This window comes from Pseudonocardia sp. EC080619-01, from assembly GCF_001420995.1.
In the GTDB taxonomy this organism is placed as follows: domain Bacteria; phylum Actinomycetota; class Actinomycetes; order Mycobacteriales; family Pseudonocardiaceae; genus Pseudonocardia.
The window spans coordinates 3,186,664-3,213,117 of sequence record NZ_CP012184.1 but is presented as its reverse complement, the minus strand read 5'-3'; the positions used below and the strand labels follow the sequence as shown (position 1 = coordinate 3,213,117).

The 26,454-nt window shown below is 74.0% G+C and carries 26 protein-coding genes and 1 pseudogene; 12 read left to right on the top strand and 15 right to left on the bottom strand.

From position 1 onward, the window contains the following. Positions 1 to 2 precede the first annotated feature (2 nt). The 3 genes from AD017_RS36290 to AD017_RS15110 all read right to left on the bottom strand — a co-directional run bounded on the left by AD017_RS36290 (position 3) and on the right by AD017_RS15110 (position 3,492). Complete coding sequence (locus AD017_RS36290) at positions 3 to 1,265, bottom strand: transglycosylase domain-containing protein (protein WP_082399259.1); 1,263 nt, start codon at positions 1,263 to 1,265, stop codon at positions 3 to 5. Positions 1,266 to 1,543: 278 nt separating this feature from the next. Beyond that, positions 1,544 to 2,395: an MOSC domain-containing protein gene (locus tag AD017_RS15115; protein ID WP_060574610.1), complete on the bottom strand. Its 852-nt coding sequence runs from the start codon at positions 2,393 to 2,395 to the stop codon at positions 1,544 to 1,546. Next, positions 2,389 to 3,492: a LacI family DNA-binding transcriptional regulator gene (locus AD017_RS15110; RefSeq protein WP_010231441.1), complete on the bottom strand. Its 1,104-nt coding sequence runs from the start codon at positions 3,490 to 3,492 to the stop codon at positions 2,389 to 2,391. Before AD017_RS15110 ends, AD017_RS15115 begins: the two co-directional genes overlap by 7 nt. Before the next feature lie 162 nt (positions 3,493 to 3,654). On the opposite strand from AD017_RS15110, the gene AD017_RS15105 reads away from it, so the two are divergent. From AD017_RS15105 to AD017_RS15095, 3 genes are read left to right on the top strand one after another with little or no spacing between them, the layout of a single operon-like run. Further along, positions 3,655 to 4,701 carry a metal ABC transporter solute-binding protein, Zn/Mn family gene (locus AD017_RS15105; protein WP_010231438.1) on the top strand — a complete coding sequence of 349 codons (1,047 nt, stop codon included), beginning with the start codon at positions 3,655 to 3,657 and terminating at the stop codon, positions 4,699 to 4,701. Between the two features lie 4 nt (positions 4,702 to 4,705). After that, positions 4,706 to 5,530 (top strand): metal ABC transporter ATP-binding protein, encoded by an 825-nt coding sequence (locus tag AD017_RS15100; RefSeq protein WP_010231436.1) that lies wholly within the window; start codon positions 4,706 to 4,708, stop codon positions 5,528 to 5,530. Continuing rightward, entirely contained in the window at positions 5,530 to 6,375 is an 846-nt protein-coding gene (locus AD017_RS15095) for a metal ABC transporter permease (RefSeq protein WP_060574609.1), read from the top strand. The genes AD017_RS15100 and AD017_RS15095 overlap by 1 nt, the downstream gene beginning before the upstream one ends. Before the next feature lie 90 nt (positions 6,376 to 6,465). On the opposite strand, the gene rlmB is transcribed toward AD017_RS15095, so the two are convergent. Together rlmB and cysS are read right to left on the bottom strand one after the other, a co-directional pair. Next, positions 6,466 to 7,443: a 23S rRNA (guanosine(2251)-2'-O)-methyltransferase RlmB gene (gene rlmB / locus AD017_RS15090; protein WP_060574608.1), complete on the bottom strand. Its 978-nt coding sequence runs from the start codon at positions 7,441 to 7,443 to the stop codon at positions 6,466 to 6,468. Positions 7,444 to 7,447: 4 nt separating this feature from the next. Next, the gene (gene cysS / locus AD017_RS15085; RefSeq protein ID WP_082399257.1) at positions 7,448 to 8,839 is read right to left on the bottom strand and encodes a cysteine--tRNA ligase; all 1,392 of its coding nucleotides are present in this window, start codon (positions 8,837 to 8,839) and stop codon (positions 7,448 to 7,450) included. A gap of 67 nt (positions 8,840 to 8,906) precedes the next feature. Between cysS and AD017_RS15080 the strand changes: the two genes are divergently transcribed. Further along, on the top strand, positions 8,907 to 9,332 hold the full coding sequence (locus tag AD017_RS15080) for a glyoxalase/bleomycin resistance/extradiol dioxygenase family protein (RefSeq protein WP_060574607.1): 426 nt from the start codon (positions 8,907 to 8,909) through the stop codon (positions 9,330 to 9,332). On the opposite strand, the gene ispF is transcribed toward AD017_RS15080, so the two are convergent. From ispF to AD017_RS15065, 3 genes are read right to left on the bottom strand one after another with little or no spacing between them, the layout of a single operon-like run. Next, entirely contained in the window at positions 9,323 to 9,847 is a 525-nt protein-coding gene (gene ispF, locus AD017_RS15075; protein ID WP_060574606.1) for a 2-C-methyl-D-erythritol 2,4-cyclodiphosphate synthase, read from the bottom strand. The genes AD017_RS15080 and ispF overlap by 10 nt on opposite strands. After that, positions 9,844 to 10,545, bottom strand: a complete 702-nt coding sequence (gene ispD, locus AD017_RS15070; RefSeq protein ID WP_060574605.1) for a 2-C-methyl-D-erythritol 4-phosphate cytidylyltransferase — start codon at positions 10,543 to 10,545, stop codon at positions 9,844 to 9,846. Before ispD ends, ispF begins: the two co-directional genes overlap by 4 nt. A gap of 1 nt (position 10,546) precedes the next feature. Then, the gene (locus tag AD017_RS15065; RefSeq protein WP_010231423.1) at positions 10,547 to 11,038 is read right to left on the bottom strand and encodes a CarD family transcriptional regulator; all 492 of its coding nucleotides are present in this window, start codon (positions 11,036 to 11,038) and stop codon (positions 10,547 to 10,549) included. 374 nt (positions 11,039 to 11,412) lie between these two features. Here AD017_RS15065 and AD017_RS15060 point away from each other — a divergent pair, with 374 nt between their 5' ends. Together AD017_RS15060 and radA are read left to right on the top strand one after the other, a co-directional pair. After that, positions 11,413 to 12,150 (top strand): copper chaperone PCu(A)C, encoded by a 738-nt coding sequence (locus tag AD017_RS15060; protein ID WP_060574604.1) that lies wholly within the window; start codon positions 11,413 to 11,415, stop codon positions 12,148 to 12,150. Positions 12,151 to 12,221: 71 nt separating this feature from the next. Continuing rightward, positions 12,222 to 13,523 carry a DNA repair protein RadA gene (radA, locus tag AD017_RS15055; protein WP_083832157.1) on the top strand — a complete coding sequence of 434 codons (1,302 nt, stop codon included), beginning with the start codon at positions 12,222 to 12,224 and terminating at the stop codon, positions 13,521 to 13,523. A 9-nt stretch (positions 13,524 to 13,532) separates the two neighbouring features. On the opposite strand, the gene AD017_RS15050 is transcribed toward radA, so the two are convergent. After that, positions 13,533 to 14,327, bottom strand: coding sequence for a hypothetical protein (locus tag AD017_RS15050; protein WP_010224964.1), 795 nt, complete (start codon positions 14,325 to 14,327; stop codon positions 13,533 to 13,535). Positions 14,328 to 14,700: 373 nt separating this feature from the next. On the opposite strand from AD017_RS15050, the gene AD017_RS15045 reads away from it, so the two are divergent. Beyond that, positions 14,701 to 15,564 (top strand): A/G-specific adenine glycosylase, encoded by an 864-nt coding sequence (locus tag AD017_RS15045; RefSeq protein WP_010224965.1) that lies wholly within the window; start codon positions 14,701 to 14,703, stop codon positions 15,562 to 15,564. Continuing rightward, the gene (locus AD017_RS15040; RefSeq protein WP_060574602.1) at positions 15,564 to 16,061 is read left to right on the top strand and encodes a 2'-5' RNA ligase family protein; all 498 of its coding nucleotides are present in this window, start codon (positions 15,564 to 15,566) and stop codon (positions 16,059 to 16,061) included. The genes AD017_RS15045 and AD017_RS15040 overlap by 1 nt, the downstream gene beginning before the upstream one ends. A 7-nt stretch (positions 16,062 to 16,068) precedes the next feature. On the opposite strand, the gene AD017_RS15035 is transcribed toward AD017_RS15040, so the two are convergent. Continuing rightward, on the bottom strand, positions 16,069 to 16,890 hold the full coding sequence (locus tag AD017_RS15035; RefSeq protein WP_227012753.1) for an alpha/beta fold hydrolase: 822 nt from the start codon (positions 16,888 to 16,890) through the stop codon (positions 16,069 to 16,071). A gap of 23 nt (positions 16,891 to 16,913) precedes the next feature. Here AD017_RS15035 and AD017_RS15030 point away from each other — a divergent pair, with 23 nt between their 5' ends. From AD017_RS15030 to AD017_RS15020, 3 genes are all read left to right on the top strand, one after another. Further along, positions 16,914 to 17,267: a hypothetical protein gene (locus AD017_RS15030; protein ID WP_010225690.1), complete on the top strand. Its 354-nt coding sequence runs from the start codon at positions 16,914 to 16,916 to the stop codon at positions 17,265 to 17,267. Between the two features lie 10 nt (positions 17,268 to 17,277). Further along, the gene (locus AD017_RS15025; RefSeq protein WP_168170535.1) at positions 17,278 to 17,595 is read left to right on the top strand and encodes an antibiotic biosynthesis monooxygenase; all 318 of its coding nucleotides are present in this window, start codon (positions 17,278 to 17,280) and stop codon (positions 17,593 to 17,595) included. Between the two features lie 101 nt (positions 17,596 to 17,696). Continuing rightward, the gene (locus AD017_RS15020; protein WP_227012752.1) at positions 17,697 to 18,452 is read left to right on the top strand and encodes a Sir2 family NAD-dependent protein deacetylase; all 756 of its coding nucleotides are present in this window, start codon (positions 17,697 to 17,699) and stop codon (positions 18,450 to 18,452) included. Between the two features lie 30 nt (positions 18,453 to 18,482). Here the strand turns inward: AD017_RS15020 and AD017_RS15015 are convergent, their stop codons facing one another. From AD017_RS15015 to AD017_RS15005, 3 genes are all read right to left on the bottom strand, one after another. Further along, on the bottom strand, positions 18,483 to 19,073 hold the full coding sequence (locus AD017_RS15015) for a cysteine hydrolase family protein (protein ID WP_010225687.1): 591 nt from the start codon (positions 19,071 to 19,073) through the stop codon (positions 18,483 to 18,485). Positions 19,074 to 19,146: 73 nt separating this feature from the next. Further along, positions 19,147 to 19,584 carry a DUF779 domain-containing protein gene (locus tag AD017_RS15010; protein WP_010225686.1) on the bottom strand — a complete coding sequence of 146 codons (438 nt, stop codon included), beginning with the start codon at positions 19,582 to 19,584 and terminating at the stop codon, positions 19,147 to 19,149. Next, positions 19,584 to 21,107, bottom strand: a complete 1,524-nt coding sequence (locus AD017_RS15005; protein ID WP_010225684.1) for an aldehyde dehydrogenase family protein — start codon at positions 21,105 to 21,107, stop codon at positions 19,584 to 19,586. The genes AD017_RS15010 and AD017_RS15005 overlap by 1 nt, the downstream gene beginning before the upstream one ends. Before the next feature lie 193 nt (positions 21,108 to 21,300). Between AD017_RS15005 and AD017_RS15000 the strand changes: the two genes are divergently transcribed. Continuing rightward, on the top strand, positions 21,301 to 22,710 hold the full coding sequence (locus tag AD017_RS15000; RefSeq protein ID WP_060574599.1) for a GAF domain-containing protein: 1,410 nt from the start codon (positions 21,301 to 21,303) through the stop codon (positions 22,708 to 22,710). 78 nt (positions 22,711 to 22,788) lie between these two features. Here the strand turns inward: AD017_RS15000 and AD017_RS14995 are convergent, their stop codons facing one another. Together AD017_RS14995 and AD017_RS14990 are read right to left on the bottom strand one after the other, a co-directional pair. Continuing rightward, positions 22,789 to 25,335 (bottom strand): ATP-dependent Clp protease ATP-binding subunit, encoded by a 2,547-nt coding sequence (locus AD017_RS14995; RefSeq protein WP_010225679.1) that lies wholly within the window; start codon positions 25,333 to 25,335, stop codon positions 22,789 to 22,791. Between the two features lie 231 nt (positions 25,336 to 25,566). Continuing rightward, positions 25,567 to 26,393 (bottom strand): annotated as a pseudogene (locus AD017_RS14990) (siderophore-interacting protein). Between the last annotated feature and the right edge of the window lie 61 nt (positions 26,394 to 26,454).

Below are 26,454 nucleotides of genomic sequence, written 5' to 3'. Positions count from 1 at the left end.
GGTCAGTCGAGGTCGGCCAGCGCGGCGGGTGGCTCGCGGCACGGGTCGTCGGCGGCGGGCAGGTCGGAGGCGCTGCCGGCGATCCCGATGCCCTCGGTCGCGGAGACGCCGCCCATCTGGCTGTACCAGCGGGGTGCGCGTTCACGGGCGTGCCAGTAGCCCTTCGCACTGATGAACCCGCGCTCGCCGGGATCGGCGGCACCGTTGCCGTTGGTGTCCCCGAGGAAGCGCATGCCCCCGCCGGGGGCGCGTTCCACGTGCAGCGGCGACGGCAGCAGCCCCACGAGCTGGGCGGACTCGTCGATGCTCAGCGCCCGGCTGGACTTGCCGAAGTAGTACCAGGACGCGGCGCACACGCCGTAGACGCGCGGCGCGAACTGCGCGACGTTGACGTAGATCTCCAGGATCCGGCGCTTGGGCATCACCAGTTCCATCGTCTCCGCCGGCGGGATCTCCAGCGCCTTGCGCACGGGTTCGAGCGGCGGGTACCGCCCGCCCCACAGGAACAGGTTCTTCGACGTCTGCTGGGTGATGGTCGATCCCGACGGGTCGTCGGTCCCGTCCATGTAGGCCTGCACACGCGCCCACTGCATCCCGTAGTCCACCGCGAGCGTCCGCTCGGGGAACTGCTGGTCCTCCTGCCCCATGACGACGACCAGGAAGTTGCGCGACACGTGGTCGGCGTCGGTCCACTGCGCGACGGTCGGCCCGAAGTTCCACAGCCGGAACATCGAGTACGGCGGGTCGACCAGCGTGAACAGCAGCACCAGGACCAGCGGGACGGCCTGGGCGACGAGTGCCCAGCGCAGGCCCTGGCGGAGCCGGGCCCGTGTCGACGGCGCCGGTGCACCCGGGGCCCGCTGCGGGAGCAGGCGGCGCCGCAGCGCCGCGATGCGCGGGCCGATCGGTTCGAGCGGGCGACGCGGGGCGCCACGGCCGATCCCGGGACGTGCGTCCGGGGCCGCACCCCGGCGCGGTGGCGGTCCGGTCCGGCGCGGACCGCCGCGGCGCGGGGGCAGGGGGCGCTCGGCGGGGTGCAGGTCCGCCGGATCCGGGGACCGCCGGTCGGCCCGGTCCCACCCGGAGACGTCCGGGGGCGGCGGCGCGACGGGCCACGCCGCCTGCGGGGCGGACGACGGCGGGCGGGCGGCGGCGCGCTGCCCGGCCCGGGGACCCGCCGCCCCACGCCCGGCGCCGGCTCCCGGGGCCGCACCGCGGCCGGGTCCTGCGGGCGGCTGAGGTGCGGGCCGGCCGGACCCCGGCACGGACCGCCGCGGCCCGGCCGGAGGCGGACCGGCGGGGCGGGGCCCGGCAGGAGGCGGACCGGCGGGCCGCGCCCCGGGAGGCGGCGGTGCCGGAGGGGGCGGAGCGGACCGTCCGGGTGGTGGCGCGGAGGCGCGACCGGGCGGGGGGCCGCGGCGCGGGCGTCGGGGCGGGCCGGCGTCGTTCAGCGCAGCCTCCCCGTCGGTCCGTCCGGCCACCCGGACGGGGGACCCGGGCCCGACGATACCGACGAGACGGACGGCGCCTCGCCGGCCCGGGGTCAGCGCGGCGGCCCGTCCGCCGGGTCGGCGGCGTCGAGGACCTCGACCGGGTCACCGACGTGCAGCTCCGTCCCGGGGTCGTCGGGGACGAGGTTCATCCCGAACCAGACGCCCTTGTCGAACCGTCGGTGCCGGGCCAGGGTGACCATCGGCTCCCGGCCCTTCACCGCCGTCACGGGGTCCACGGTGGTCAGCACGCACCGGGCGCAGCCCTTCACGATCCGGAACCGCGCGTCCCCGATCCGCACCCGGCGCCAGCCGTCCTCGGCCCACGCGGGAGCACCGGAGACGACCAGGTTCGGGCGGAACCGGACCATCGGCAGCGGGCCCTCGCCGGCGTGCGGACCGTCGGCGACCCGGGCGTTCAGCGCGTCGAGGCTGCTCGTCGACGTCAGCAGCAGCGGGTAGCCGTCGGCGAACGAGACCCGGTCGTCGTCCCGGGCGAACTCCGGATCCGGGCGACGGCGGTCCGGGTCGTCGAGGTGCACGAGGCGGACCTTCTCGCCGAGCAGCTCGGAGAACCAGGCGTCGGCGTCGTCCCCGGCCCGCACGCCCGCCGTCTCCCACCGGTGCACCCGCACCGGTTCGACGCCCGGCGACGGGTCGGGCACGGCCACCCGCAGCGCGGGCAGGTCCGGCCCGGTGATCTCCAGGCCGTCCACGACCGGCTGCGGCACGGCCAGCACCAGCCGCGGGTGGGTGCGCGCGGTGACCATCCGGCCGTCGTCGCCGGAGACGAGCATCCACCGGCGGTCGCCCGCGAGACCGGCCCGTTCCACCACGGCTCGTCGCAGGTCGGCACCCCGGCAGGACTTGACCGGGTACCGGCGCAGGCCGGTCAGCGTCACCACCCGGAGAAGAACTCCCCGGACTGGCGGAGCGCCCGCGTGGTGCTGCCGACGATCAGCTCGGTGGGCAGCACGACGTGCTCGGAGACGTTGCGGTCGCCCCGCTCCAGCAGCAGGCGACCCGCCTCCCGGCCCTTCTCCCGGAACGGCTGGCGGACCGTGGTCAGCCCGGCCCGCTCGGCCTCGGGGACGCCGTCGAACCCGGCGACCGACAGGTCCTCGGGGACCCGCAGGCCACGCTCGCGGGCCTCGCCGAGCGCGCCGAGGGCGAGGATGTCGGACGTGCACACCAGCGCCGTGATGCCCGGGTGCGCGTCGAGCAGGGTGGCGGCGCCGTCGGCACCGGCCTCCAGGGTGTGCTCGTACCGCTCGATGACGGGCACGCCAGCCCAGTCCACACCGGCCTCGGCGAACGCCGCGCGCAGGCCCGCGAGGCGTTCGCGTTGCACGCTGTAGGAACCCGTCTCCTGCCGGGCCTGGTCGGCCGGCCCGTCGTGCCGGCGCGAGCCGAGGCGCATGCAGAGCACCCCGATCCGCCGGTGCCCGAGCTCGACCAGGTGCCTGCCCAGCGCGAGCGTGCCGGCGCGGTCGTCGACACCGACCCGGTCGACGCCCTCGACGTCGGCCGGCTGGTCGCACACGACCGTCGGCACCGGGCGCTGCAGCACGGCCCGGAAGTGCGGGTCGTCCTCGCTGACCGAGTACACGACGAAGCCGTCGACGCCGGCCTGGAACACGGCGTCGACGTCGGAGTGCTCGGGGCTCACCGGCACGAGCAGCAGACCGGTCCCGGCCTTCTCGCAGGCCAGCGCGAGCCCTTCGAGGAAGCCCGTCGCGCCCGGGTCGCGGAAGGCGTAGCTGAGGGCCTCGGTGAGCAGCAGACCGACCGCACCGGCCCGGCGGGTACGGAGTGACCGCGCGACCGGGTCCGGGCCCGGGTACCCCAGCCGCCGGGCGGCCTCGAGCACCCGCTCGCGCAGCGGCGCGGACAGCTGGTCGGGACGGTTGTAGGCGTTCGACACGGTCGTCCGCGAGACCCCGAGCTCGGCCGCCAGCGACGCCAGCGTCGCCGGGCGCCGCTGGTGCTGGGGACCGGTCATCCCCGAACGGTAGCGGCGCCGTCACCGGCGTGAAAGTCCACCCCGTCCGGGCCTGCGCGGATCACACCCTGCGACGTGGGATGGGGGCATCGTCCGACGGTAGAGTGAATCGAGAACGGTTATCGATAAAGATATGCCGATATGTTGATAGGAGCTCCGTCCGTGTCCCGATCCCCGCTCCGGCCCGCCACTCTCGTGGCCGGGCTGGCCGCGTTGTCCCTCGGACTGTCCGCCTGCGGTTCCGGCCAGGTCGACACCCCCACCAGCCCGGACACCCCCCAGGTCCGGATCGTCACCTCCACCGACGCCTGGGGCGCCGTCGCGAAGGCCGTCGGCGGCAACTACGCACAGGTCGACCCGATCATCGACTCGGCGAACCAGGACCCGCACGGCTACGAGGCCACCCCCGGCGACGCGGCCACCGTCGGCGACGCCCAGCTGATCGTCACCAACGGCGGCGGCTACGACGCGTTCATGACCGGCCTGGTCGACGCGTCGGGCAACCGGGCCCCGGTCGTCGACGCGGTCGCGGTCTCCGGGCTGGAGGGCGCCGCCGAGGCGGCGGAGGCCGGTGGGCACGACCACGCGCACGGCGCGCACGCGGGTGAGAGTCCCGAGGAGCACGCCGCGCACGCCGGCGAGGGCGAGGAGGCCGGACACGAGGGCCACGACCACGGCGCGTTCAACGAGCACGTCTGGTACAGCCTGCCGACCGTGCAGAAGGTCGCCCAGCAGATCGCCGACCGGCTCGCCGAGATCGACCCGAGTGCCGCCGAGTACTTCCGCAGCAACGCGCAGACGGTGGGCGGCGGGGTCGCGCAGCTGACCTCGAAGGCCACCGAGATCGGCCGCGCCCACCCCGGCGCACGGGTCGCGGTGACCGAGCCCGTGCCCGACCACCTGCTCGAGACCGCGGGGGTGCAGAACGCGACGCCGCAGGAGTTCTCGTCCGCCGTCGAGGAGGGCACCGACCCGCCCGCCGCCGTCGTCGCGCAGATGCTCGACCTGTTCCGTGCCCAGCCGCCGGTCGACGCGCTGATCGTCAACACCCAGACCGAGTCGGCGAGCACCGACCAGGTCCGGGCCGCGGCCGAGCAGGCGGGCGTCCCGGTGGTCGAGATGTCGGAGACGATGCCCGACGGCGTCGACGACTACGTGCAGTGGATGAACACCAACCTCGATGCGCTGAACGCGGCGCTGGCACGCTGATCCCGTGCACCCTGCAACGACCACCCGCCCCGCGCTCTCACTGCGCGGGGCGGGCCTGCGTTTCGGCGACCGGACCCTGTGGTCCGGCCTGGACCTCGACGTCGCGCCCGGCGAGTTCGTCGCCGTGCTCGGCCCGAACGGCTCCGGCAAGACGACGCTGATGCGCGTCCTGCTGGGCCTGCTGCCGCTGTCCGAGGGCGAGGTACGGGTGGCGGGTGCGGCGCCGCGGCGGGGCAGCCCGGAGATCGGCTACGTGCCCCAGCAGCAGCCGCTCGATCCGGACCTGCCGCTGCGCGGACGCGACCTGATCGGCCTGGGGCTGGACGGGCACCGGTTCGGGCCGGGCCTGCGCGGCCGGCGGGTGCGGCGGGCGAAGGTGGACCGGGCGCTGGAGCAGGTCGGCGGGACCGGGTACGCCGACGCCCCCGTCGGACGGCTGTCCGGCGGCGAGCAGCAGCGGCTCCGCGTCGCGCAGGCCCTGGTCGGGGACCCGGCCGTCCTGCTGTGCGACGAGCCGCTGCTGTCGCTGGACCTCTCCCACCAGCGCACCGTCACCCGGCTCATCGAGGACCGCCGCCGGGCCGACGACACCGCGGTGCTGTTCGTGACCCACGAGATCAACCCGGTGCTGCCGCTCGTCGACCGCGTGCTCTACCTGGTCGACGGCCGGTTCCGGATCGGGCCGACGGAGGAGGTCATGACCTCGGAGGTGCTGTCGGAGCTCTACCGCACCGAGGTCGACGTGCTGCGTGTACGGGACCGGCTGGTCGTCGTCGGCGCCGAGGACCACGAGCACCACGGCGACACGCTGCCGGTGGGGGGTGCCTGATGGACGAGCTGTTCTCCCTCGACGGCACCGCGGAGCTGCTCGGCGAGCCGTTCGTCCAGAACGCGCTGATCGCCTGCGCGGTGCTCGGCCTCGTGGCCGGGCTGCTCACCCCGCTGGTCGTCAGCCGCGGCATGGCCTTCGCCGTGCACGGCACCGCGGAGCTGGCCTTCACCGGTGGCGCGGCCGCGCTGCTCGTCGGTGTCGAGGTCGGGCTCGGCTCCGTCGTCGGGGCCGTCGTCGCCGCGACGATCTTCGGGGTGCTCGGCCTGCGGCAGCGCGAGCGGGACTCGGTGATCGGCGTCGTGATGGCGTTCGGGCTCGGCCTCGGGGTGCTGTTCCTGTCGCTGTACGACGGCCGGTCCGCGAACCGGTTCGGCCTGCTCACGGGATCGATCGTGTCGGTCGACGGCACCAACCTGTGGGTGCTCGCCGTCGTCGCGCTCCTCGTGCTGGGCACGCTGCTCGTGGTCTACCGGCCGCTGCTGTTCGCCAGCACCGATCCCGACGTCGCACTCGCCCGCGGCGTCCCGGTGCGGGCGCTGTCGCTGGTGTTCGCGGTGCTGATCGGCCTGGTCACCGCGCTGGCGGTGCCGATCGTCGGTGCGATCCTGGTGCTCGCGGTCATGATCGTTCCCGGGGCGGCGGCGAACCGGGTGACCGCCAACCCGGTGCTCGCCACGGTGATCGCGATCGTGATCGCCGAGGTGGCGCTGGTCGGCGGGACGGTCCTGTCGCTCGCCCCCGGAGTGCCGGTGTCGGCGTACGTGGCGACGATCGGCTTCCTGGCCTACGTGCTGTGCCGGGTGATCGCCCGGCTCCGCGGGCGGGCCCCCGTCCGGGCCTGACCCGGCACGCACCCCCTGACCGCGCCGCGCACCCGCTGCGAGGGGTGCGTGACGCGGCGACGGGGTGCGTGGCGCGGCGACGGGGTGCGCTCAGCGCTCCAGACGACGACGGCGCGCGACCTCCGCGAGCACGACGCCGGTGGCCACCGAGGCGTTCAGCGACTCCACCCGGCCGGCCAGCGGGATCGACACCGTCAGGTCGCAGGTCTCGCGCACCAACCGGGAGAGGCCCTTGCCCTCCGACCCGGTGACGAGCGCCAACGGCCCGGTGGCGAGGTCGAACTCGTCGAGGGAGACGTCACCGTCGGCGGCCAGGCCGACGACCATCAGCCCGGCCGAGGCGTACTCGCGCAGGGTTCGGGTCAGGTTCGTCGCCCGGGCCACCGGCACGCGCACCGCGGTGCCGGCCGAGGTCCGCCACGCCACGGCCGTCATCCCGGCCGCGCGCCGCTGCGGGACGACGACACCGTGCCCGCCGAACGCCCCCACCGACCGGACGACCGCACCCAGGTTCCGCGGGTCGGTCACCCCGTCCAGGGCGACGGTCAGCGCCGGGCGGCCGGAGTCGGCCGCCGCCTCGAGCAGCTCGTCCGGGTGCGCGTAGCTGTACGGCGGCACCTGCAGCGCCAGGCCCTGGTGCAACGCCCCGCCGGTGAGCCGGTCCAGGTCGTTGCGGGGTACCTCCAGGATCGAGATCCCCTGCTCCGCGGCGAGCGAGACCGCCTCGGCGACCCGCTCGTCGGCGGACATGCCGGTGGCGACGTGCAGCGCCGTCGACGGGACACCGGCCCGGAGGCACTCGACGACCGGGTTGCGGCCGAGCACGGTCTCCGGGCCCTCGCCGTCGCCGCGCCGCCCGGCGACCGGACGGCGGCGCTGTTGCTGCTGGTCCTGCCGGTCGCGGCGGGCGGCCGCCTTCTGCTTGGGGTGGCCCGGGCGCATCTCGCCGGACGGGGTCGGCCCCTTGCCGCGGAGCGAGCGCCGGGGCTGGCCGCCGGAACCGATGACCGGGCCCTTCTTCGTGCCCTCCTTGCGGACGGCACCGCGTCGCTTGGAATTGCCTGCCATGCTCTTATGCGTCCTTCAATGTCCAGGTGGAGCCGCCGGCGCCGTCCTCGACGGCGATCCCGGCGGCGAGCAGCTCGTCGCGGAGCCGGTCCGCGGTGGCGAAGTCGCGCCCGGCGCGCGCCGCCTGCCGGCGCTCCAGCATCGACTCGACCAGGGTGCCGAGTGCCTGCCGGGCGGCGTCGCCGGCGTTGTCGGCCGCGCCCCCGGCGGCCAGCGGGTCGAGGCCGAGCACGCCCGTCGTCGCGCGGACGCAGGACGCGGCCTGCGACGCGGTGCGGGCGTCGCCGGCGTCGAGGGCGGTGTTGCCCTCCCGCACCAGCTTGTGCACCGCACCGAGCGCGATCGGCGTGCCCAGGTCGTCGTCGAGCGCGGCGGTGAACTCGGCGGGCAGCTCGGTGGAGGGCTCGGGCAGCCCGTGCCGCTCCCGCACCCGGTTCACGAACGACTCGACCCGCCGGTACGCGGCGACCGCCTCGTCCAGCGCGGCGTCGGAGTACTCGATCGCCGACCGGTAGTGCGGGCCGACCAGGTAGTACCGCAGCTCGATCGGGCGGACCCGCTGCAGCAGGGCCTCGATCGCCAGGGTGTTGCCCAGCGACTTCGACATCTTCTCGCCGCCCATGGTCACCCAGGCGTTGTGCAGCCAGAACCGGGCGAACGGGTCACCGGCGGCGTGCGACTGGGCCCGCTCGTTCTCGTGGTGCGGGAACACCAGGTCCAGGCCGCCGCCGTGGATGTCGAACTCCGGGCCCAGGTAGGCGGTCGCCATCGCCGAGCACTCCAGGTGCCACCCCGGACGGCCGTGCCCCCACGGGGTGGGCCAGCTCGGCTCGCCCGGCTTCGCGGCCTTCCACAGCGTGAAGTCGAGCGGGTCCCGCTTGTCCCCGGCCTCGCCCTCGCCCTGGTGGACGTCGTCGACCTTCTGGCCGGACAGCGTCCCGTACTCGGGCATCGTCCGGACGGCGAAGTAGACGTCGCCGTTCGCCGCGTAGGCGTGACCGCGCTCGATCAGCCGCTCGATCAGCTCGACCATCTGCGTGATGTGCCCGGTCGCGCGCGGCTCGACCGACGGCGGGAGGCAGCCCAGGGCGTCGTAGGCGGCGGTGAAGGCCCGCTCGTGCGTGGCCGCCCACTCCCACCACGGACGCCCGGCGGCCTCCGACTTGCGGAGGATCTTGTCGTCGATGTCGGTGACGTTGCGGACCAGGGTGACGTCGTACCCGCTGCGGCCGAGCCAGCGGCGGAGCACGTCGTAGTTGAGACCGGAGCGGACGTGACCGATGTGCGGCAGCCCCTGCACGGTGGCACCACAGACGTACATCGACACGGCTCCGGCCCGCAGCGGCGTGAACGCACGCTGCTCCCTGGTCGCGCTGTCGAGAAGTCTGAGGCTCACATCACCAGGGTACGGCTCTCCGATTCGTCCACTACACGGGCGGTGCCTCCGCGGCAAGCTGTCCGTCATGAGTGTTCAGCAGCTGTACCCCAGGCTCGTCGTGTCCGACGCCGACGCGGCCATCGCCTTCTACACCGCCGCGTTCGGCGCGGAGCTGGTCGAGCGCTACACCGACGGCTCCGGCCACGTCGTGCACGCCCTGCTGCGGGCGGGCGACGCGGTCTGGGCGGTGAAGGACGGCGACGAGGTCGACCCGGCGCCCACCGGACCGGGCGCGGTGATCCTCGCGCTGTACGTGGACGACCCGGACGCGGTCGCCACCGCGATCCTCGACGGCGGCGGACAGGTGATCTTCGAGGTGTCGGACCACCCGTACGGCGAACGCGGCGGCCGGCTGGCCGACCCGTTCGGTCACGCGTGGATGGTCGCGTCCCGCACCGGTGACCTCACCGCGGAGGAGATCCAGCAGCGGACCGCGGAGGCCTACCCCTGACCGGGGCCCATCCCTGACCCGGGGGCCTGTCCCTGACGGAGGGCCTGTCCCTGGCCGGGGAGGAGCAGGGCCGTCGCGACGGCGGCACGGCCCTCGCCGCGCCCGGTGAGTCCGAGACCGTCGGTGGTGGTGCCCGAGACCGACACCGGGCCGCCGACCACGTCGGACAGCACCCGTTCGGCCTCGGCACGCCGCTTCCCGATCTTGGGATCGTTGCCGACCACCTGGACGGCCGCGTTGCCGACGGTCCAGCCGTCGCGGACGAGCAGCCTGCCGACCTCGGCGAGCAGCGCCACGCCGGACGCGCCGGACCACTCCGGGCGCCCGGTGCCGAACACGGCCCCGAGGTCGCCGAGCCCGGCGGCGGACAGCAGCGCGTCGCAGAGCGCGTGCGCCGCGACGTCGCCGTCGGAGTGCCCGGCGCAGCCGTCGGCGCCGTCCCACAGCAGGCCCGCGACCCAGCAGTCGCGGCCCGCCTCGACGGGGTGGACGTCGGTCCCGATCCCGACCCTCATCCGATCCTCTCCGCGGCCCCCGCGAGCAGCAGGCCGGCGATGCGCAGGTCCCACGCCGTGGTCACCTTGAACGCCAGCGGGTCGCCGGCGACGGTCGACACCGGGTCGCCGGCGGCCTCGACCAGCCCGGCGTCGTCGGTGCGCGGGTCGGGCGACCCCGCGTAGGCGCGGCGCAGGACGCCGGGCAGGAAACCCTGCGGGGTCTGCACCGCACGCAGCGCCGACCTGTCCACCGTGGACACGACGACGCCGTCGGCGTCCACCTGCTTGACGGTGTCGGAGACGGGAAGCACGGGGATCACCGCGGGGGCACCCGCGCGCACCGCGGTCACGACCCGTCGCACGACGTCCGGCGGCGTCAGCGGACGCGCGGCGTCGTGCACGAGCACGACCTCGGTGTCCGGCCCCGTCACGGCGAGCCCGGCCGCGACCGACGCGGTGCGGTCCGCACCACCCGGCACGACCGTCACCGGACGCCCCGGAAGCAGCGCGGCGGCGCCGCTCACCTGATCGACGGGCACGACGACCACGACGTGCCCGACCACGTCCGACGCGAGCAGGCCGTCGACGGCGCGCACCAGCATCGGCACGCCGCCGAGTTCGACGAACGCCTTGGGCACACCGGCACCCAGGCGCTCGCCGGAACCGGCGGCGGGCAGTACGGCGACGACGTCCGCCCCGGAGGACGGCTCGCCCACGTCAGGCGGTCGCGGTCGCGAGCACCTCGTCGAGCAGGACCTCGGCCCGCTCCTCGTCGGTGCCCTCGGCCAGTGCGAGCTCGCTGACCAGGATCTGCCGCGCCTTGCCGAGCATCCGCTTCTCGCCTGCGGACAGACCGCGGTCCTTCTCACGGCGCCACAGGTCGCGGACGACCTCCGCCACCTTGTTCACGTCACCGGAGGTCAACTTCTCCCAGTTGGCCTTGTACCGGCGGGACCAGTTGGTCGGCTCCTCGGTGTGCGGCGCACGCAACACCTCGAAGACCCGATCCAGGCCCTCCTGACCCACTACGTCCCGGACGCCGACGACCTCGACATTGTCGGCGGGGATTCGAACCGTCAGATCACCCTGCTGGACTTTGAGGACGAGGTACTGAACTTCCTCACCCTTGATCGTCCGAGTCTCGATCGCCTCGATGAGAGCGGCACCGTGGTGCGGGTAGACGACGGTCTCTCCGACCTTGAAAACCATGTGTCCTCTGGCCCCTTTCGCTGGGTCCAGATTAACACGCCGCCCGGGGTGGCCGGTGGCCGGTCGGCGCCGTCGTCGCAGGTCAGGGGGTTGACAATGCCGCAAAAACATGTTCCCCGCGGGTGCGTCGGCCGCACGGGGAGGCGGCGGGAGGACTGCACCGGCGCACCGCCGCGCGACGGACGACCCGGTGGGGCCGCCCGACCGCGCACCCGGTGGCCGTACGAGACTAGGCTCTACGCCGGATCGCACGGCTCCCGTGCCCGGACGGCTCCGGCCGGCCCGGAACACACCTCCGGGGCGCCGCGCCTCCACGAGATCCGTCGTCAGCGCGCCGGGAGCCGTTCCCGGCCGGCAGGAAGGACACGCCGACCGTGAGCCGCAACCGCCGCCCCCTCCGGACCCTGGCCGGGGTAGCCGGGGCCGTCGCCCTGTCCGGCCTCCTGCTGAGCGGTTGCGGGACGGGCCAGCTCTCGCAGACCGCGCAGCAGGTCGCCGCCACCAACGGTCTCAACGCCTCGGTCGGCGACGTCGACCTGCGCGACGTCCAGATCGGCTACCCGCAGGCCCCCGCGAGCGAGGCCGCGCTCTACGCCCGCGGCACCGCGGCGCCGGTGCGCGCCACCCTGATCAACACCGGAGCCACCGCCGACCGCCTGGTCTCGGTCAGCAGCCCGGCGGCCGGCTCGGTCGCCGTCGGCGGCGACCGGGTCCTGGCCCAGGACGTCGCGCTCGTCGCGGTGGGCACCAGCGAGCTGCAGCCGACCGCGAGCCGCCCCCTCCAGCTCACCCTCGAGGGGCTGCGGCAGCCGATCGCCGCCGGCGGCGACGTGCCGATGACGTTCGTCTTCGAGCGTGCCGGACCGATCACCGTCACGGTCCCGACCGGGATCCCGGGCGAGGGCAGGCCCGGCGCCGAGCCGGAGCGCGTCGAGGCCGAGGGCGGCCACGGCGGTGGCGCGAACGGCGCCGAGACCGGGGTCGGCGGCGAGACCGGCGGCGAGGCCGAGGCCCCGCCGGTCGACCAGGCGAACCCGGTCCCGAGCGGTGAGGGAGCCGAGTCCGCGCCCGGCAACGAGGGCAGCGGCTCGGGCGGCGCCGCCGGGAGCTGACGCCGCGGTCGCGCGCGGCCCGCTCGGGCGGCTACCGCTGCACGGAGTGCGACCAGCGCACCGCGCAGTGGGTGGGGCGGTGCCCCGGTTGTCAGGCGTGGGGCTCGCTCGAGCAGGTCGAGGCCCCGCGGGCGGGCGGTCAGCGCACCGTCGTCGCGGGCGCTCCGAGCACGCCGGCCCGGCGGATCGCCGACGTCGAGCTGGACTCGTCGCGGGCCCGGCCGACCGGGGTCGAGGAGCTAGACCGGGTGCTGGGCGGCGGGCTCGTCCCCGGCGCCGTGGTGCTGCTGGCCGGTGAGCCCGGCGTCGGCAAGTCCACGCTGCTGCTGGAGGTCGCCGCACAGGCCGCGGCACGCTCGCGGGTCCTCTACGTCTCCGGCGAGGAGTCCGCGGGCCAGGTGCGGCTGCGCGCCGAGCGGACCGGCGGCGTGCACGACGAGCTCTACCTCGCCGCCGAGTCGGACCTCGAGTCGGTGCTCGGGCACGTCGACCAGCTGAAGCCGTCGCTGCTCGTCGTCGACTCGATCCAGACCATGTCGACGGCGAGCGTCGACGGGACCCCGGGCGGGGTCACCCAGACCCGCGCGGTGACGGTCGGCCTGACCGCGCTCGCGAAGGAACGCGGCCTGGCCGTGCTGCTGGTCGGCCACGTCACCAAGGACGGCGGCATCGCGGGCCCCCGGGTGCTGGAGCACGTCGTCGACGTCGTCCTGCACTTCGAGGGCGACAAGCACTCGGCCCTGCGGATGGTGCGCGGTGTGAAGAACCGGTTCGGACCGGCCGACGAGGTCGGCTGCTTCGAGCTGCGCGATTCCGGCATCGTCGGGCTCCCCGACCCGTCGGGCCTGTTCGTGGGCCGGTTCGGGCAGGGAGCCGAGGGCGTGCAGCCGGGGACGGCCGTCACCGTCGTGATGGACGGCAGGCGTCCGCTGCTCGCCGAGGTGCAGGCCCTCGTGGCCGGCGCCAACATCCCCAGCCCGCGGCGCGCGGTGACGGGTCTGGACGCGTCACGGGTGCCGATGCTGCTCGCCGTCGTCGAGCGGCGGGGCGGGCTGAAGCTGCACGACGCGGAGGTCTACACCGCGACCGTCGGCGGCATGAAGATCACCGAGCCGGCGGCCGACCTCGCGGTCGCGCTCGCCGTCGTCTCCGCGCGGCGGGACGTGACACTGCCCGCCGACCTGGTCGTCCTCGGCGAGCTCGGCCTGGCCGGTGAGCTGCGCCGGGTGCACGGCGTCGGACGGCGGCTGGCCGAGGCGGCCCGGCTGGGCTTCACCAACGCGATCGTCCCGGCCGGCTCCGAGGTCGGCTCGACCGGTATGCGGATCACCGAGGCGACCTCGCTGAAGGAGATCATGCAGCGGATGCGCTGAGCCGCCCGCTCAGCCCATCAGCAGCGGCGCGGGCTCGCTGACGACCGTGCCGAGGCGGGCGAGCACCCGGTACCCGCCGGGCGTCACCCGGTCCCGCTCCGCACCGCAGCCCGGCTCGGAACCGAGCCCGCTCCAGGTCACCGCGAACGCCACCGGCTGGCCCGGGACCAGCGTGCGCAGGTCGTCGGTGGCGGGGTTGACGCAGTCGTTCGACGACCACAGCTTCTGCGCGCCGTCGCCGCTCCAGACGGCGATCTCCTGCTCCGCGCCGTCGAGGTCGCGCACGCAGGGCTGGCCGGACGTGTTCGTCACGACCAGCCGCAGCTCGGGCCGGGCCCCGGCCGGGTAGTTCGGCTGCCCGGTCTCGGACCGGACCTCGATCATCCCGTCGGAGCAGGGCACCGGGCCGGTCGGCGGCGACGGTCCGGCCTGGGGGACGAGCACCGACGGCCGGGGAGTGTCGTCCGGCCGGACCGTCTCGTCCCCCGGGCCCGCGTCCGGGGTCGCGGGCCCGGGGGACGCCCCCGCCGTGTCCCCGGGGGGAGCTCCGGGAGTGGCGGGTGCGGGGAGCGGCGTCTGCGGGGCGCCCGGGGCCGGGGATGCCGGGGCCGCCGTTCCGGGGAGTGCCGCTCGGGTGTCCGGTGTGGACTGCGCTGCGGGGTCGGTGGGAGCGTCGGAGCCGCCGGGGAGCAGCAGCCACGTCGACAGCCACAGCAGCGCGAAGAGCGCGACCAGGGCCGCGCCGACCGCGACAGCGCGCCGACGCCAGTACACCGACGCCGGCAGGGGTCCCACCGGGTCCATCACGTCACTGACGGTAGATCGGCGACTACTCGATGTCGTCGGCGCCGCGCCGGATCCGGACACACCGGCGCAGTTCCACCCGCCAGAGGGAGCACTCACACCCCCACCGGAGTGATCGGCTCCTGATCTGCCGACACGATGTCGCGATCCCGCGGTGCTCCACTCCGGACGGTCGACCCGCGGTGGGCCCCGTCCGTGGCCGCCGTCGACCGACCGTGATCGGCCGGCCGTCCACGGGTACCGCGCCGGCCCACGCCTCCCCCGGACGCGACCCGGTCGTGACGGGCGCGCGCGCCGTCCCCGCGGTAGTGACCGGACGCCACGCACCAGGGGCCGCCCGGGGCCGTCCGGCGGGTCGCGCGACACTGGTGCGGTGCTGGCCGAGCTGATCTCCCCGTGGTTCCGGGCACACGCCCGCGACCTGCCGTGGCGGCGCCCCGAGACGACCCCGTGGGGGGTGCTGGTCAGCGAGTTCATGCTCCAGCAGACCCCGGTGGCCCGGGTGGAGCCGATCTGGCTGGACTGGATGGAGCGCTGGCCGCTGCCGTCGTCGCTGGCCGCCGCGCCGCGCTCGGAGGTCCTGCGGGCCTGGGGCAAGCTCGGCTACCCGCGGCGGGCGATCCGGCTGCACGACGCCGCGGCGGCGATCGCCGGGCAGCACGGCGACGCCGTGCCCGACGACGTCGAGGCGCTCGAGGCACTCCCCGGGATCGGCTCCTACACCGCGCGGGCGGTCGTCGCGTTCGGCTACGGGCTGCGCGCCCCGGTGGTCGACACCAACGTCCGGCGCGTGGTCGCCCGGGCCGTGCACGGGCAGGGCGACGCCGGCCCGGCGCGCACCAGGGCCGACCTCGCCGACGTCGACGCGCTCCTGCCCGGCGGGCACGCCGAGGCCGCCGTCGTCTCGGCCGGGTTGATGGAGCTGGGCGCGGTCGTCTGCACCGCGCGGTCGCCGCGCTGCGCGGACTGCCCGGTCGCGCACACCTGCGCCTGGGTCGCCGCGGGGAAGCCCGCCTACGACGGCCCGCGCAAGCCGGTGCAGGGCTTCGCCGGGACCGACCGGCAGGTCCGCGGCAAGCTCATGGACGTCCTGCGGACCGCACCCGGCCCGGTCGAGCGGGCCGCCCTGGACGCGGTCTGGACCGACGCGGGACAGCGCGACCGCTGCCTGCACTCGCTGCTGGTGGACGGCCTGGCCGAGCAGACCGACGACGGCCGCTTCGCCCTCCCCGTCTGATGCCCGCGGTCGTCCGGTTCCGGCTCGACCCGGCCGCCGTCACCGCCCTGACCGCGCTGCGCGAGCGGCTCGCCGCGGCCGGGGTACCGGCGGCCTCCGGGACCCCGCACGTGACGGTCGCCGCGGCGGGGACACTCGGCCGCCCGGCACGCGACGCGCTCGCGGCCGAGCTGCGGGCGGTCGCCCTCCCGGCGCTGTGGCTGGCCACGCTCGGCTCCGTCACCGGCGACGACGACGCGCTGGTGTTCGCCGCCGTCACCGATCCGGAGGTGCTCGCCGTGCACACCGCGGTGCACGACGCGCTGGCCGGCCGAGTCCGGGGGGCGCACGCGGCACACCTGCCCGGGTCGTGGCTGCCGCACGTCGTGCTGGCGGCCGGGCGGCCGGCGGAGGCGTTCCGCCTGCTCCACCCGGCCGCTCCGGTGCGGGCGCGGATCGTCGCGGTGGAGCTGCACGACACCCGCACCGGGGAGACCGCGGTGCTCGCCGAGGCCTGAGCGCACCTCACCCGGTCGCGCCGAGGAGCGCCGTGACCTCTCGGCTCCAGCGTTCCGGTGCCGTGTCGTGCACGAGGTGCCCGGTCCCCGGGAGCCGGACGTGCCGGGCACCCGCCACCCGGGTCGCCAGGAGCTCCAGCTGCCCCGGCGGCGCTACCGACTCCCCCGCCTCGACGACCAGCAGCGGCACCCGGACGGCGGACACCGCGTCGAGCAGCGGTTCCCGGGTCCAGTGCGCGGCGATCTCCATGGCGTCGGCGACGTCGCAGGCGAGCCACCAGCCGTCGTGGCGGCGGACGGCGCACCGTCCCATGTGCACGCCGACCTCCGGGCTCGGCCCGCCGAGCACCCGCTCCAGCTCCGCCCGCGACGGGTGCGGCCCCGCGACCGCGGTGAACCAGGTGCGCATGTCGTCGAGCAGGCCCGGCGGCACACCGGTCAGGTCCAGCGGCGGGTCCTCGGCGACGACGGCCGTCACCAGGTCCGGCCTGCTCAGCGAGGCCAGCAGCGCGGAGATCCCGCCCATCGAGTGGCCGACCAGCGCCGCCGGTCCGGTGCGTTCGAGCAGGTGGACGACGTCGCCGGCCAGCCGCCGCGGGGACCAGGCCGGATCGGCGCCGGCCGGTCCGGCGGCCACGGGGCGTCCGGAGCGGCCGTGGCCGCGGGCGTCGGGGGCCAGCACCCGGCCGTACGGGATCAGGGCCGCGACCCGCGGCTCCCAGCTCGCGGCGCAGCTCATCAGCCCGTGCAGCAGCACGACCGGGCGCCCGGCACCACCGAAGCCGGTGACGGCGAGATCGACACCGTCCGAGGAGGTCACTGTCGGCACGGGATCGACCGTAGGCTCTCGCCATGGCCGACTCCGACGACGTCCGCCGGATCGCACTCGGTCTGGACGGCGCCGTCGAGAACCCCAGCGACGGGTTCGACTTCCGGGTGGGCGGCAAGGGCTTCGTGTGGTCCTACCCGCAGCGGGTCCCCGGACGCCGCCGGGTGCTGCGGACCGACATCGCCGTGCTCTACGTCGGGGACGAGGCGGAGAAGCAGGCCCTGCTGCTCGGCGAGCCCGAGCTGTTCTCCGCCGAGCCCGCCTACCGGACGTTCCCCCTGGTGCTGCTGCATCTGGAGCGGGTCGACGTCCACCGGCTGGCCGAGCTGGTCGGTGACGCCTGGCGCATGCGCGTCGACGAGGCCGGTGGGGGCTAGCGTGGACGGCATGGCCGTTGTGAAGATCAATGCGATCGAGGTTCCCGAGAACGCCGGGCCGGAGCTGGAGAAGCGGTTCGCGAACCGCCTGCACGCCGTCGACGGGCAGCCGGGCTTCATCTCGTTCCAGCTGCTGCGCCCGACCGCCGGGGACGACCGGTACTTCGTCGTCACCCACTGGGAGACCGAGGAGGCGTTCCAGGCCTGGCGCGAGGGACCGGCCGCCGAGGCGCACGCCGGACAGCGCTCGCCGCAGCCCGTCGCGAAGGGCGCGTCCCTGCTGGAGTTCGAGGTCGTCGACCTCGAGAAGATCGCGGCAGAGTCCTGATCGAGGCCCACGAGGTCGCCGCGGCCTTCCCCGAGGAGATCGCCGCGGCGGCCGCCGCCGTCGCCTCGGCCGGCGCACTGCTGATCACGGCGGGCGCCGGGATGGGCGTCGACTCGGGGCTGCCGGACTTCCGTGGCGGCGAGGGTTTCTGGCGGGCCTACCCGCCCTACGCCCGGCTGGGCCTGCGCTTCGAGGAGCTCGCCGATCCCGAGCACTTCGCCGAGGACCCCGCCCTCGCCTGGGGGTTCTACGGGCACCGGCTGAACCTGTACCGGGCCACCGTCCCGCACGCCGGGTTCGCGGTGCTCCGCCGCTGGTCGGAGCGCGTCCCGGCGAACGTGTTCACGTCCAACGTGGACGGCCAGTTCCAGCGGGCGGGGTTCCGGCCCGGCGACGTCGCCGAGGTGCACGGCTCCATCCACCACCTGCAGTGCCTGCGTCTGTGCGGGTACGGGGTGTGGCCGGCCGGCGGCGCGGCCGTCGAGGTCGACGAGGTCGACGAGGACACGATGCGGGCGGTCGGCGAGCTGCCCCGCTGTCCCGGCTGCGGCGGGCTCGCCCGGCCGGCGATCCTGATGTTCGGCGACGGCGGGTGGGACGACTCGCACGCGGCGCCGTCCCTGCAGCGCCACGTGGACTGGCTGGCCGCGCACCGGTCCGGGGTCGTCGTCGTCGAACTCGGTGCGGGGACGGCCCTGCCCACGGTGCGCCGGCGCTCGGAGCTCGCCTCGGCCGCGACGGGTGCGCTGGTCCGGATCAACGTCCGGGAGCCGGAGGTGCGGCACGGGCGCGGGACCGGCATCCCCGCCCCCGCCGCGGCCACGCTCACCGCGATCGACGAGGCGCTCCGGCCCTGACCCCCGCCCCGGGGGGCGGGGGCGTCGAGGTCAGTCCGGGACGGACTTGTTGTCCGGGACGACGATGCTCGGCAGGTCCGAGAGCCCGGCCAGTGCCGCGTCGTGCACCTGGGCGGCCGGGACGGTCCCGTCCACCCCCGGCAGGTCGCGGGTCGCGGTCGCGGCGGCCACCACGGTCGGGACGTACCCACTGCTGAACGCGCTGCGGGCGGTGGAGTTGACGCACATGTGCGTCATGAACCCGGCGAGCACCAGGTCCTGGTAACCCTCCAGCAGGTCGGCCAGGCCGGTGTGCACGAACGCGCTCGGGAAGTTCTTCGTCACGACCGCCTCGCCGTCGCGCGGCGCGACCGACGAGTGGATCGCGCCGATCGGGGCGGTGACGTCGTACGGGCTGCCCTCACCGGCGTCGTGCCGGATGTGGATCACCTTCGCCCCGGCCGACCGGGCCCGGTCGAGCAGGGTCGCGGCCTCGGTGAGCGCCGGCTCGACGTTCTCCAGCCGCATCACGCCCTCGGTGTAGGTGTTCTGCAGGTCGATCATGATCAGCGCGGACCGGGACAGCGGGGCCGGCTCGGCCGGCAGCCCCATCAGCCCGCGCAGGGTGTGCGGATCGGACATCGGTGTCCTCCCTGGTGACGACACGGTGCCGACACACCACGGGCCCGGGAACGCGTCCCCGGGCCCGTGATGGTCAGCTCTGGTTCTCGAGTGCCCGCCATTCGTCGTCGCTGAACAGCCGGGAGCGGATCAGGAACCGGACGCCCTCCGGCGCCTCGACCGAGAACCCGCTGCCCCGTCCCTTCACGACGTCGACGGTCAGGTGGGTGTGCTTCCAGTACTGGAACTGCGACTCCGACATGTGGAAGCCGATGGGCCGCTCGAGGCCCTCCACCCGGAGATCCCCCAGGTGGACGTCCGAGTTGCCCAGCTTGAAGTCCCCGTCCGGGTAGCACATCGGGGCGCTACCGTCGCAGCAGCCGCCGGACTGATGGAACATCAGCGGCCCGTGCAGGTCGGTGAGCTTCACCAGCAGCTCGGCGGCCGCCGGGGTCAGCGCCACCCGCTCCGTCCCCGACCCCGCGACCTCCGGGGCCTGGTCGGGAGTGGTGGCGCCGTCCGGCCGACCCATCAGAAGAAGCCCTGGGCGTTCTGCGAGTAGCTCTGCAGGACGTTCTTCGTCTGCTGGTAGTGGTCCAGCATCATCTTGTGGTTCTCACGGCCGACGCCGGACTGCTTGTAGCCACCGAAGGCCGCGTGCGCCGGGTAGGCGTGGTAGTTGTTCACCCACACCCGGCCGGCCTGGATGTCGCGGCCGGCGCGGTAGGCGGTACCCGCGTCGCGGCTCCACACGCCGGCGCCGAGGCCGTACAGCGTGTCGTTGGCGATCTTCATGGCGTCGTCGTAGTCGGTGAACTTCGCGACCGACACGACCGGCCCGAAGATCTCCTCCTGGAAGATCCGCATGGCGTTGTTGCCCTCGAACACGGTCGGCTTGATGTAGTAGCCGCCGGAGAGGTCGCCGCCCAGGTCCGCCTTCTCGCCACCGGTGAGGACCTTGGCGCCCTCCTGCCGGCCGATGTCGATGTAGGACAGGATCTTCTCGAACTGGTCGTTCGACGCCTGCGCACCGATCATCGTGTCGGTGTCGAGCGGGTTGCCCTGCTTGACCTGCTCGGTCCGCTTGACGGCCTGCTCCAGGAAGTCCTGGTAGATGCCACCCTGGATCAGCGCACGCGACGGGCAGGTGCAGACCTCGCCCTGGTTGAGGGCGAACATGGTGAAGCCCTCGAGCGCCTTGTCGTAGAACGCGTCCTGCTGCGCCGCGACGTCGTCGAAGAAGACGTTGGGGCTCTTGCCACCCAGCTCCAGGGTGACGGGGATCAGGTTCTCCGACGCGTACTGCATGATCAGCCGGCCGGTGGTGGTCTCACCGGTGAAGGCGATCTTCGAGATGCGCTTGTTCGACGCCAGCGGCTTGCCGGCCTCGACGCCGAAGCCGTTGACGATGTTCAGGACGCCCGGCGGGAGCAGGTCGGCGACCAGCTCGAGCAGCACGTGGATCGACGCCGGGGTCTGCTCGGCCGGCTTCAGGACGACCGCGTTGCCGGCGGCCAGTGCCGGGGCCAGCTTCCAGATCGCCATGAGGATCGGGAAGTTCCACGGGATGATCTGGCCGACCACGCCCAGCGGCTCGTGGAAGTGGTAGGCGACCGTGTCCTCGTCGATCTGGGAGAGCGAGCCCTCCTGCGCGCGGATCGCACCGGCGAAGTAGCGCAGGTGGTCGATCGCGAGCGGGATGTCGGCGGCGAGGGTCTCGCGGCAGGCCTTGCCGTTCTCCCACGACTCGGCGATGGCGACCTTCTCGAGGTTGGCCTCGATGCGGTCGGCCATCTTGTTCAGGATGTTGGCCCGCTCGGTGACCGAGGTCTTGCCCCAGGCCGGTGCCGCACCGTGCGCGGCGTCGAGAGCCTTCTCGACGTCCTCGGCGGTGCCGCGGGCGACCTCGGTGAAGTTCTGCCCCGTGATCGGGGTCGGGTTCTCGAAGTACTGGCCCTTCGCCGGCGCGACGTACTCGCCCCCGATGAAGTGGTCGTAGCGAGGCTTGAACGAGACGACGCTGTCCGGCTGACCCGGGGCGGCGTAGATGGCCATCGTTGGTCCTTCCCGTATGGGGTGCTTCGTCGAACCGAGCGCTGTGCGTGACGCACGTTGCGCGTGACGCCCGACACTAGGAAGGTGGGGGTTGCACGAGAGTTGCACGCAGATGCGGAACCTGACCCGAGGGTCAGTGCCGATCCAGCGGTTTCGATTCAGGTAAGCCTGGGCTAACCGTAAGGTGAGTACCGTGACCACACTGCGAGCCGGCCTGGAGCGCGCGCGGGACGCCGCGCTCAGCGGCGCGCCCGGCCCCGGGGTGCGCCCGGAGATCCGCGAGTCGTGGTCACGGTCGCTCGCCGCCGCCGTCGACCCGGAACGGGCGCGGCCCCGGCACACCTACGACCCCGGCGAGATCGCCGAGCTGCGCGCCGGGCACCCGCTCGCACCGACGCTGCCGGTGCTGCGGGACACGCTCGTCGAGGCGGCCGAGCAGTCCCGGCACATGATGATCGTGACCGACGAGCGCGGCCACATCCTCTGGCGGGAGGGCGCACGCGACGTGCTGCGCCGCGCCGAGCGGGTCGAGCTCGTCGAGGGCACCCGGTGGAGCGAGGACACGATCGGCACCAACGCGATGGGGACCGCGCTGTCCGACGACCGGCCGGTCCGGATCCACTCGGCCGAGCACCTGGTCAGCGCCTACCACCCGTGGACGTGTGCGGCCGCGCCCGTGCACGACCCGGAGACCGGGCGGCAGATCGGCGTCGTCGACGTCACGGGGCCGGAGGAGACCTTCCACCCGATGACGCTGTCCCTGGTCACCGCGGCCGCCCGGCTCGCGGAGCACCGGCTCGCGGCACTGACCGAGCGTCGTGACCGACGGCTGCGCGACACCAACCTGCCCCATCTCGCCCGGCTCGGGGCCACCCCGGGCGCGCTGCTCTCACCGCACGGACGGGTGCTGGCGGCGACGCCGTCGGCCCGCGTCCCGGAACGGATCGCGCTGCCCGAACGGGGCGACCGGGTGCTGCTCGACGGCGGCGTGGAGGGATTCGTCGAACCGCTCGGCGAGGGCTGGCTGCTGCGGGTCCCCTCCGCGGAGGAGCCCGTGCGGCCGGCGCTGACCCTGCCGTTCCTCGGGGCCCGCACCCCGGTGGTGCACCGCGACGGCCGTCCCGTCCGGCTCGGCCTGCGGCATGCCGAGGTCCTCACCCTGCTGGCCCTCCGTCCGGAGGGGATGACCGCCGAGCAGCTCGCCGTCGCACTCTACGGCGACGACGGGCGCCCGATCACGGTCCGCGCCGAGATGCACCGGCTGCGCAGGCAGGTCGGGGAGGATCTCGTCCGGACCCAGCCGTACCGGCTCGCCGCGCGGGTCGACGCCGACTTCCTGCGGTTGCAGGAGGCGTTGCGGGACGGGCTCGTCCGGGACGCCGCCGCCGAGGCCGCCCGCGGCCCCCTCCTGCCGACCTCGGAGTCGCCCGCCGTCCGGGCCGAGCGCGAGCACCTGCTCGTCTCGACGCGGTCCGCGGTGCTGCGCTCGGGCGACCCGGACGCGCTGTGGGCACTGCTGCGCTCCGGCGAGGGGGACGACGAGGTGCGCCGGCGCCTGCGCATCGCCCTCCCGGCCGACGACCCGCGGCACGACGAGCTCTGACCCCGGGAACGCCGAACGCCCGGCCGGGAGTCCCGGCCGGGCGTTCGGTGAGGGTACGACGCCTAGGTCACCCGTCGGTCACTCGTCGCCACCCGTGAGGGCGGCCGGCGGGGTGTCCGGCACCGGCTCGGCGGGCTTGCGCTCGCCGCGGAAGGTGAAGTGCGCCTTGTCGTCGTAGGCCTTCGAGTCCTCCGGAGCGTCCTCGTCGAGCCCTTCGACGTCGACCAGCACGATCTGGCCGCCCTCGAGCTCGCCGAAGAGGATCTTCTCCGACAGCTGGTCCTCGATCTCCCGCTGGATCGTCCGGCGCAGCGGCCGGGCGCCGAGGACCGGGTCGAACCCGCGGCGGGCCAGGAGCTTCTTGGACCGCTCGGTGAGCTCGATGGCCATGTCCTTGTTGGCCAGCTGCTTCTCCACGCGCCCGATCATCAGGTCGACCATCTCGATGATCTGGTCCTGGTTGAGCTGGTGGAAGACGATGATGTCGTCGATGCGGTTGAGGAACTCCGGGCGGAAGTGCTTCTTCAGCTCGTCGTTGACCTTCGTCTTCATCCGCTCGTAGTTCGACGCCTCGTCGTTCCCGGACGAGAAGCCCAGACCCACGGCCTTCGAGATGTCCTGGGTACCCAGGTTCGAGGTGAAGATCAGCACGGTGTTCTTGAAGTCGACCACGCGACCCTGGCCGTCGGTGAGACGGCCGTCCTCGAGCACCTGCAGGAGGGTGTTGTAGATCTCCTGGTGCGCCTTCTCGATCTCGTCGAACAGCACGACCGAGAACGGCTTGCGCCGCACCTTCTCGGTGAGCTGGCCGCCCTCCTCGTAGCCGACGTACCCGGGAGGGGCACCGAACAGCCGCGAGGCGGTGTAGCGGTCGTGGAACTCACCCATGTCGATCTGGATGAGCGCGTCGTCCTCGCCGAACAGGAAGTTCGCGAGCGCCTTGGACAGCTCCGTCTTACCGACACCGGACGGGCCGGCGAAGATGAACGAGCCGGACGGGCGCTTCGGGTCCTTCAGGCCGGCCCGGGTACGCCGGATGGCCTGCGAGACCGACTTGACCGCGTCCTCCTGGCCGATGATGCGCTTGTGGAGCTCGTCCTCCATGCGCAGCAGCCGGGTGGTCTCCTCCTCGGTCAGCTTGAAGACCGGGATGCCGGTCCAGTTGCCCAGGACCTCGGCGATCTGCTCCGAGTCGACCTCGGCGACGACGTCGAGGTCGCCCGACTTCCACTGCTTCTCGCGCTCGGCCTTCTCGCCGAGCAGGGTCTTCTCCTGGTCGCGCAGGTGCGCGGCCCGCTCGAAGTCCTGCGCGTCGATCGCCGACTCCTTGTCCCGGCGGACGTTCGCGATCTTCTCGTCGAACTCCCGCAGGTCCGGCGGAGCGGTCATCCGGCGGATGCGCATCCGGGCGCCGGCCTCGTCGATCAGGTCGATCGCCTTGTCCGGCAGGAAGCGGTCGTTGATGTAGCGGTCGGCCAGCGTCGCGGCCGAGGACAGCGCGTCGTCGGTGATCGTGACGCGGTGGTGTGCCTCGTACCGGTCGCGCAGGCCCTTGAGGATCTCGATGGTGTGCGTGACCGACGGCTCGGACACCTGGATCGGCTGGAAGCGGCGCTCCAGGGCCGGGTCCTTCTCGACGTACTTGCGGTACTCGTCGAGCGTGGTCGCCCCGATCGTCTGCAGCTCACCACGGGCCAGCATCGGCTTCAGGATCGACGCGGCGTCGATCGCGCCCTCGGCCGCACCCGCACCGACCAGGGTGTGGATCTCGTCGATGAACAGGATGATGTCGCCGCGGGTGCGGATCTCCTTGAGCACCTTCTTGAGGCGCTCCTCGAAGTCACCGCGGTAGCGGGAGCCGGCGACCAGCGAGCCGAGGTCGAGGGTGTAGAGCTGCTTGTCCTTCAGCGTCTCCGGGACCTCGCCCTTGACGATCGCCTGGCCCAGGCCCTCGACGGCGGCGGTCTTGCCGACGCCGGCCTCACCGATCAGGACCGGGTTGTTCTTGGTCCTCCGGGAGAGGACCTGCATGATCCGCTCGATCTCCTTCTCCCGGCCGATGACCGGGTCCAGCTTGCCCTCGCGGGCCTGCTGGGTGAGGTTGCGACCGAACTGGTCCAGCACCAGCGACGACGACGGCGTGCCCTCGCCGCGACCGCCCGTGCCGGACTCCTGGGGCTCCTTGCCCTGGTAGCCGGAGAGCAGCTGCAGCACCTGCTGGCGCACCCGGTTCAGGTCGGCACCCAGCTTGACGAGGACCTGGGCGGCGACGCCCTCGCCCTCGCGGATCAGGCCGAGCAGGATGTGCTCGGTCCCGATGTAGTTGTGGCCGAGCTGCAGCGCCTCGCGCAACGACAGCTCGAGGACCTTCTTCGCCCGCGGGGTGAAGGGGATGTGACCCGACGGGGCCTGCTGGCCCTGGCCGATGATCTCCTCGACCTGCTGGCGCACGCCCTCCAGAGCGATACCGAGGGACTCGAGTGCCTTCGCGGCGACACCCTCACCCTCGTGGATCAGGCCAAGGAGGATGTGCTCGGTCCCGATGTAGTTGTGGTTGAGCATCCGGGCCTCTTCTTGGGCCAGGACGACAACACGTCGTGCTCGGTCGGTGAACCTCTCGAACAATTCGCACTCCTTGCCTGCTGCGCCTCACGTACGGCGCGACCAGCATCTCCGTCCGTTCCCGGCGGACCGGGTCCGACACTGCGCCTCGCGTGACACTGCGCCGGACCGCCCCTCGCGGGGCGGACCTCATACCACTGTATCGGTCCGAGGGGGCCCGGCGCCTCCACCTGACGGCCACCGTGGGACGTTCCGTCCGTAACGCGGCCTACACCGGAGGTGTTCCCCGCCGGCTCAGCCGGTCTGCTGCTCGGACTCCTCGCGCACGCGTTCGGCCTGCTTGAACTCGCGGAAGCCCTCCTCGTCGCGGCCACGGCGCCAGTACCCGGAGACCGAGAGGTCCTCCTTCGCGACGCCACGCTCGCGGCCGAGGTGCCTGCGGAGTTCGCGGACGGCGATCGCCTCGCCGTGCACGAACGCGTGTACCCGCCCCTCCCGGAAGCCGAGCGCGCGGACGGCGTCGGGGAGCTGGGTGCTGTCGGGGTCGCCGCCGGCGTCGGACCGGTACAGCCAGTGCACCGTGAGATCGCCATCGCCGGGCAGCTTCAGCTCGTCCTCGGGCCCGTCGACCTGGAGCACGGCGACGACGGGCCGGCCGCGGGGACGCGCTCGAGCGCGGCACACACCGCGGGCAGCGCGGCCTCGTCCCCGACCAGCAGGTGCCAATCGGCCTCCGGGTCGGGCACGTAGGCGCCGCCGGGTCCGACCATCCGCAACCGGTCGCCGGGACGGGCGGCGGCGGCCCACGGCCCCGCGAGGCCGGTGTCGCCGTGGTGCACGAAGTCGATGACGAGCTCGCCGGCACCGTGGTCGAGCGAGCGGACCGTGTAGGTGCGCTGGACCGGCCACTGGTCGCGGGGGTACTCGGCGTGCACCCGGTCCATGTCGAACGGATCCGGGTACTCGACACCGGGCAGCGGGAACAGGAGCTTGACGTAGCGGTCGGTGTGCTCGGTGTCCGGGAACCCGGCCAGCCCGTCGCCACCGGCGACGACACGCACCATGTGCGGGCTCAGGCGTTCGGTGCGGAGAACCTCGAGTTCGGTGACACGGCGGGCCATGACGGCACCTCCCGGGAGCGGATGGGGGAAGGGGCCCCGGCCACGCTACCCCTCCACCGCC